Below are 6,865 nucleotides of genomic sequence, written 5' to 3'. Positions count from 1 at the left end.
CGTTGCCTAGACCGCCAAACAGAGTGTCATTGCCGGCTCCACCGAACAGGGTATCGTTTCCTGCGTCGCCGAAGAGCCAATCCAGTCCATCGCCTCCATAAACTACATCATCACCGGCTCCACCGAAGATCGTATCGTTCCCGCCATCGCCAAAAAGAACATCATCACCAGTGTCACCATGCAAAACGTCGTCGCCAACCCCTCCATAAATCAAGTCTAGACCTAAGCCCCCAAAGATGGTGTCATCACCCGCGCCACCGAATAAAGTGTCGTTACCATCCTCGCCATAAATGAAGTCCTCACCAGGTCCTCCATAGATTCGATCCGCACCACTTCCACCGTACAGAAGATCATTGCCCTCACCTCCGTACAACTCATCGTCACCGCCATAGCCAAAGAGCGTATCTTCCCCACCGGCACCAAACAACCTATTGGGGGAATTGTTTCCGGATAGAACATTCGGTCTATCATTGCCGAGCAGCACTCCCGTGCCGTCACCCTTCAGATAAGCGTTTCGAATATCCAAGCCCAGTGCATAGTCACCGCCAACCTCCACACTTCCTGGTCCCAATGAGAACGCGCCTGCAGATCCATCGTCATTTCTAATTACACCCTCCGCTTGCGCACGTCTGACCCCAAAACCTGGGGCGACGCCCACCAGCGTAACAGAAAAGGTCTCGTCTGGTTCAGCCCAAGAATCACCGGCTACCATGACTTCAAGTACGGCACGCGACTGGCCAGCCGCAAAATGCAGTCGACCAGATGGATAGATCCCACCAACAAAATCCGACGGTGTTGCGGGGTTGAGTCCACTGCCACTTACTTGCCAATCGACCCATGCGCCTAGGGTAGAATGTGCAGGGGCACGACTGACTTCAAAGGTGAACGGAACAGACGAGCCAGGGCCCCCCTCCGCCCTGTCCGCCAAGAGAGTATCAATAGAGAAATTCGGATCAGGATCCGGGTCATCATCAACTATCGTTAGGCTTAGAACCAACTCATCAGACAAATTCGGCAGGACCGCGCCCATAACACTTTTGAGGACAACATCGAAACGCTCTGGGCCTTCATGAAGGACATCTGATATATGAGGTACGAAGAGTGTCAATGATGTCTCACCTGCTGACAAAACATACTCACCTGCATTATCAGTTCGAAAATCCACTCCCGCCATGGCAGTAACCGAACGGTACTCGATCTCAAAAGAAACGTCCCTATCGACAGGTTCTGTGAGTCTCACGACAAAGAATTGGCCAGAACTCTCAGGGCCAAAGCCCGCAGGGAAATATCCGTTGGGCCCAGAACTACCAAGGCCCTCCATATACAAGATAGGCGGAAGGTCCAGATCAGGAAGGCCAATCAGATTGAAACTGCCCGGACCTTCCGAATATCCGAAGCCGGGGGAGCTTTCCAAGACTAGGAAATAGGAGCCTGGCTGCAATGCTGCGCCGCCTGCAATTGCACCAGCGATATCCCTTATGTAAACTTGATCAAAATAATCAAAATTGCTTGAAAGAATAGTGCCGCTTGAATCAAAAATGAGCGAAGGGCCCGAGCCCGTCATCGCAACAGAGATAGGTTCTTCTAAAGAAAAACTATATACATGCCTTTTGGAGAACTCGTCGAGATGGTAATCTACCCGCTGCCAGTCTGCTTGCCGCAAGACCCCTAACTCAATCGCCTGCGCTGCCAGCATTTCTGATCCGGATGGAAATGGATTATGGTCATCGTCATCAGCAATGACGGCGATGCCGCTCCAATCGCTTACAGATCGCCCGAAGTAGCCGTTAACTAGGTTTGTAAATCTTACAACTACCGCTTTGAGATCTTCCGAACCCGCTCCGCCCAAGATGGTAATAGGAACCTCGCCGATGATTTGCCCGGGAGCAATAGTTAGAACTCCACTTTCGGCGACAAAATCGATACCCGGATCCGCGACTCCGGGTTGGCCTGATCTGTAACCAATCTGGTAGTTCATTGTGACAGGGATTGGCATCGTGTGGGACAGGTCAACATACATCGTTATGGTCTGTGACGCGCCAATGTCCTGTACAAATGTCAACCGTGGTGTGACCAATGGTGGATTCGGCCCATCATCGTTGAGAATTATGCCTTGTGCACTACCTTTACCGATTACTACGTTTGGGTAGCTTGAATGTGGAGTTATGGTAACAAGGAATGGTTCATCCGGTTCATTTACATTGTCGCGCCATACAGGTATGTCGAATGTTTGCCGCTCTTCCCCAGGATTAAAAGTGATAACTGTTTGCCCTGGCTGTGCAAAATCACTCATCAAGGCTTGAGGTGTTCCGCCAAGTTGACTGGGCCAGTGCGCCCGGACAGCGGTCACCTGACTAAGATCCCCAGATCTTACGACTTCAAAGGTGAATGGCGTTGTAGAAGAGGCGTAGTATTGACCGTCGTCATCCAAGTATACATCAGTCCCTTCCGCCTTGACAGCGTCCAAGGCAAACACAGACACGTGCACCGCTCCGCCGCTGGGTGGAGGTAAAGTTGTTCCGTCATCGTTCAGAATCACTCCTATAGCAGTATCATTGAACAGTGCGACCCCCTGCGAGATTGGGATCAAATTGACGCGGAAGGTCTCATGGGGCTCCGGGATGTTGTCGTTCTGAACGCGAACTCGAAACGTGTAGCTGCTTTCTCCAGGCTGAAGCCGAACCGTAGCGGAAGGATAAGCGCCACCGACAAAGTCGTCCGGCGACGCCGGCGCTGCGCCCCAGCCTTCGACCTCCACACGAAAACGAGTTTCGACCGACAGGTCTCCCGTTTTCACGACGTTGAAGCGGAACTCTGTCGATGCACCGCCTGCTCCCTCGGCATACCTTTGTAGCTCTGTTTCAAGTGTGAGATACACGGGCCCAGCGGGTGCACGGGGTGGAGGAGGTGGGGGTGGGGGCTCAGTTGGGGGAGTAGCTGCGGCTACACCGTCATCGTTTCGGATCCATACCTGCGCCGTTCGGATAAGGCCACCTCCCGAAAACTCTGCGCCTTGCAAGTTGGAGACAATGATATTGAAGAACTCATCAGGCTCAACATCCCTGTCACCGAAGATGCGTAGCGGCACCCAAGCAGTTCGGGCGCCAATAGGGATCGTCACTGTTTGGAATGTGTATTCATAATCCACCCCTTGAGTCGCAGCGCCATAGCCCTGTCCCGGTGTCGTCATGAACAGAAAAGTTATCGGCGCTGGCGCTGCGCGATCAATGTTTATCTCGAACTGCACAGTGCGCCAGCCGTCGTTTCCTTCATCGAAACTCCTCGTTGCAACGAACATTTGAGGGAGGCCGGAAGGCGTTGGTGGCTGAAAAACCGGCGCGGGTATTGCTGGAGGTTGAACTTGAACCAATTCTTCCACCACTCGGACTGGCGGTTGGCTCTGCGATGGAGAGAAGAGTGCCAGATAGTCGGCAACTGATTCGAATGTTCGGTCAGCAAAGACGAGGCGCTCGATACTAATGAGGCGATCGTTGCTTGGCTCATGACGCAGAGCGACAACCCGAAAGTCTTCGGGATTTGTTCCCTGGCCCCTGTAGAATTGCCACCCATATTTGAAAACGGCGGTATCTGTTCCGGAGCCTCCGTAAAGTGTATCGTTGCCGGCTCCTCCGTTCAATGTGTCGTTGCCCGCACCTCCATAAAGTCGATCGTCTCCACCGCTACCAAACAGCAGATCTCGACCAGAGCCACCAAACAGCGCATCATCTCCACCAGAGCCTATCAGAAAGGCTCGAGAGGAAGATTGTGAATTGCCTATCATTCCAGCGCCGAAGCCGAGGGCTACAATATTATGTCCATCGAAGTAGCGCCATAGTTGACTGTTCCAGATGTCAACTATGCTTCCACCGTAGGTTCCAATGCGGTGCTCAATGGTGCCGCTTACTTGGGGCAAATCAATTTCCGCAATTCTGCCGGAGTTGGCTCCGATGCCGGGAACGTTGGAAAAAAGGTTCGCCACTAGATCACCTGAGTGATTTACGTTCAAGAGATTGGAGTTGTATCGAATTCCAGGATGGCCAGGTGATGCAATTGCTACCCCCTTGTAATTCGCCACCGGTTCGCTGTTTATGAATCGCTCGACCATTGCGCCGCCGAGACTATGACCGAAGACATAGGCTTGCTGTCCGCTGCTGCTCGACAGGCTCTTGAATGAATTAATCAAGAGTGAGAACCCTGAGTAAACAAAATCTATAAATGGAAGCGTAACGTTGTTCAGCCAGTCATTTGCTCCGTTAGGTGTCAATAGGGGTTCCGTGCCTCTAAAAACCAACGCGTATTGCCCTCTTTCGTTGACCGCCACAAACCCTTGCGAGTTGTGTGCTCGAGTGCCGAGGATGGACCAAACGAAGTCAAGATTAGAGTAGAGGTATTGGCCAGAGAAATAGCGATCATAAGATCGATCACCGAGGCCAAGCTCGTGCCGGTCGAGAAGGCGCCAGCCGTTTGCCAGATTCGCAGTCAAGGGAGTCTTGTATGCTTCGCGAGACAAATACCAAGCATCAAGTAACGTATTTGCGGAAACTACATTCGTTGCAGTCCGAATGTCATTGGCAGAGACCATCGGCACTTCCCCCCATCACCCATCTGTGAGACTGTACCAGATTAGGGAGCTGTACAAGCGGGTTGTTTCAGAACCCTCGTTGTAAGGGAGTCATATCGCGAGGTCACATGGTTGACTGGCGGCTGCAATGGCGCCGTTCCGACATTGGTTTGAGATCGTGGTTCAGCCTGGGCGCGACAAGTGCGGGGGTTGTTGATGCGCAGTGCGGAGGAGGCAAGCGTGGTCCTGTTCAGGCGCATTGATCTGCAAGAGCGTTTCTCGGCACAGCACCCGTGGCGCAATGGTCGGCAGGGGGTAGACGAGACCCCGAACAGTCGCGATGCCGAGTTGACTGCGGTCTACGGTGACCTCGGGCGTCCCGCGATCCCGCCGGAACGGCCTGTCCGGGCCTGCCTGATCCAGGTCCTGTTCGTTGGTTGCGCCGAACGGCACGTGATGGACCAGATGCACTACATCCTCTTGTACCGCTGGTTCATGGGGTTGGGACTGGCGACCCGGTCTGGGGTCAGATGGGATTTTCGGCTTGTACCCGAACCCCGTTCGGGGGCGTTCGTGGAGGGGCGTCGATTCCATTGCTGGCTCAAACCTTGGCAGAGGGGAAACTGCAGATTTGCCTTGAACCCTGGATTTCGCGATCCCTTCAACCTCTGGTTCATTGATGCTTGGCCGGCTAGAAATCTCGATCGATTGCATCCGCGATGCATGTTTCAATCTGACCCATGACATAATGTCACATTTGTCATGGGTGCCGTATGATCAAACCCAGCGCTTGGATGACGCCTCGCAGCAGAACCCGACCCTGATAGCCAAGACCTGCATGGGCCTGCCAATGCTGCCCTCCTGCCCACTCAATTCGGCGACAGGAAGTAGACGGGGCGTAGACGCAATAGGGCGCGGTCTTCCTCGGCCAGCTTGTCGTAGTAGGCCATCCAGTTTTCGAGGAAGCTATCCAGGTCCATGAGCTGGATATGCACGGTGCCGTTGCGCGCCTCGGCCATGGCTTGGGGCGTGAACCCGCCAGACGACACGAACAGCCCGATTTCGCGGTCTTGGCGGATGATACCGCGAAGAGCTGCGATTTCTTCCCGGCTGGCCTTCTGCGATTGTCGATGCTTCAGGGCAGTTTGCAGGGTCAGGCGTTCCTGTGCCGCCTTGCTGGCCCCTTCCGCCAATCGGCTTAGTTCTGTTTTGGCCGTGTCTGTGATGGGAGGCATTGGCAATGGTTCGATATGCTGCGCCGTAGCTTCGCGCCACCCACCCCGAACAGCAGTCGTCCTCGAACAAAAATCAAACCAGATCGCTTTGGAATTTAGGACCTCCAGCAAGTCCCAGTCACCATTTGGGATAAAGTAGGTCTTGTTGTTCGAGTATGCCCCAGTGGTTTCCATCGAGTAGATCGGTTGATCTTGGAAATGTCCGTAGGCAATTTTCGGTGGCTGGAAGAATGGTGAATACGCTTCCTGCGCCTGCTGAAGTTCGAACCATTCCTGTTTCGTCGCACGGGCTTCGAGCTTGTCCTTAAAGGGCAACAGCCAATCCCGGATGGCCGGGTAGTCGTCAATATTTACCCGACGTTGAGGAATGTAGATCAGCCAAAGGCCACGCGGTTCGGCCCGCCAACGTTTCAGGTCTTTGCCTTCGAGGAAGGGCTTCATCAGCATCGGCAGATCGGGGGTCTTGGGCGCAGAGGCGTTCCTTGGTGGTGCTGTCGATCACAAAAGCCCCGTTCAGACCCGTCTTGATACCGTAGAGCGGTGATCCGTAGACGTCCTTCAGCGTCTTCTTGCCTTGCCTGATCTTGTTGCGTAGGGCGCGCAGAGCAGGGTTTTCCAGTTCCCAGGACCCTGCCCCAAGAGCGCCCTGCGGATACGGCCCTGCGGCCTTTCCCCAAGTCGCCTGAAAGTTACCCTCTGGCAGGGCGTCCACCTTCCAGAAGCGCAGCTCATGCCTCTTGGGCGCGGCCCCGCGTTTCATGGTCAGGATGGCCGGATAGGTGGTCACGCCTTCGAAGATTTGCAGATCGCCAAAATCGACAACGCCTTCGATGGTCGCTTCGCGCAGCAGGTAGCCGCGCAAGGGCTTGCCCGATCCGGTCTTGAAGAAGGTGTTCGAGGAAATGAACCCCAGCCGCCCGCCCGGTTTCAGCAGGCGCAGGCCCCGTTCGAAAAAGTAGCAGTAGAGATCGGCCCTGTCGGAAACCACCTCATACCGCTTTTCCAGATAGGGCTTCAGCGCCTTCAGGTGTTCCATGCGGACATAGGGCGGGTTGCCCAGAACCACGTC

General features: G+C 54.4%; 4 protein-coding genes. 1 reads left to right on the top strand and 3 read right to left on the bottom strand.

Going from position 1 to position 6,865, the window contains the following annotated elements; translation table 11 throughout:
* Positions 1 to 4,483, bottom strand: a 4,483-nt coding sequence (locus ACTIEN_RS21535; RefSeq protein ID WP_439525201.1) for a Calx-beta domain-containing protein, incomplete at its 3' end; no start/stop codon positions are given.
* Positions 4,484 to 4,777: 294 nt separating this feature from the next.
* Here ACTIEN_RS21535 and ACTIEN_RS21530 point away from each other — a divergent pair.
* A complete protein-coding gene (locus ACTIEN_RS21530; protein WP_439525200.1) occupies positions 4,778 to 5,305 on the top strand; it encodes a transposase in 528 nt (175 codons plus the stop codon).
* A gap of 125 nt (positions 5,306 to 5,430) precedes the next feature.
* Here the strand turns inward: ACTIEN_RS21530 and ACTIEN_RS21525 are convergent, their stop codons facing one another.
* Together ACTIEN_RS21525 and ACTIEN_RS21520 are read right to left on the bottom strand one after the other, a co-directional pair.
* Positions 5,431 to 6,243 carry a TaqI-like C-terminal specificity domain-containing protein gene (locus ACTIEN_RS21525; protein WP_439525199.1) on the bottom strand — a complete coding sequence of 271 codons (813 nt, stop codon included), beginning with the start codon at positions 6,241 to 6,243 and terminating at the stop codon, positions 5,431 to 5,433.
* Positions 6,140 to 6,865 (bottom strand): Eco57I restriction-modification methylase domain-containing protein (locus ACTIEN_RS21520; RefSeq protein ID WP_439525198.1); only part of this gene is annotated, 726 nt, incomplete at its 5' end. The genes ACTIEN_RS21520 and ACTIEN_RS21525, both read right to left, overlap by 104 nt.

This window comes from Marivita sp. (assembly GCF_051859345.1).
In the GTDB taxonomy this organism is placed as follows: domain Bacteria; phylum Pseudomonadota; class Alphaproteobacteria; order Rhodobacterales; family Rhodobacteraceae; genus Marivita.
This window is presented reverse-complemented; position numbering and strand designations above follow the sequence as displayed.

Bases quoted from the DNA above. Each gene is read 5' to 3' on its own strand.
- ACTIEN_RS21530 (WP_439525200.1), top strand. From the start codon at position 4,778: ATGCGCAGTGCGGAGGAGGCAAGCGTGGTCCTGTTCAGGCGCATTGAT.
- ACTIEN_RS21525 (WP_439525199.1), bottom strand. From the start codon at position 6,243: ATGCTGATGAAGCCCTTCCTCGAAGGCAAAGACCTGAAACGTTGGCGG.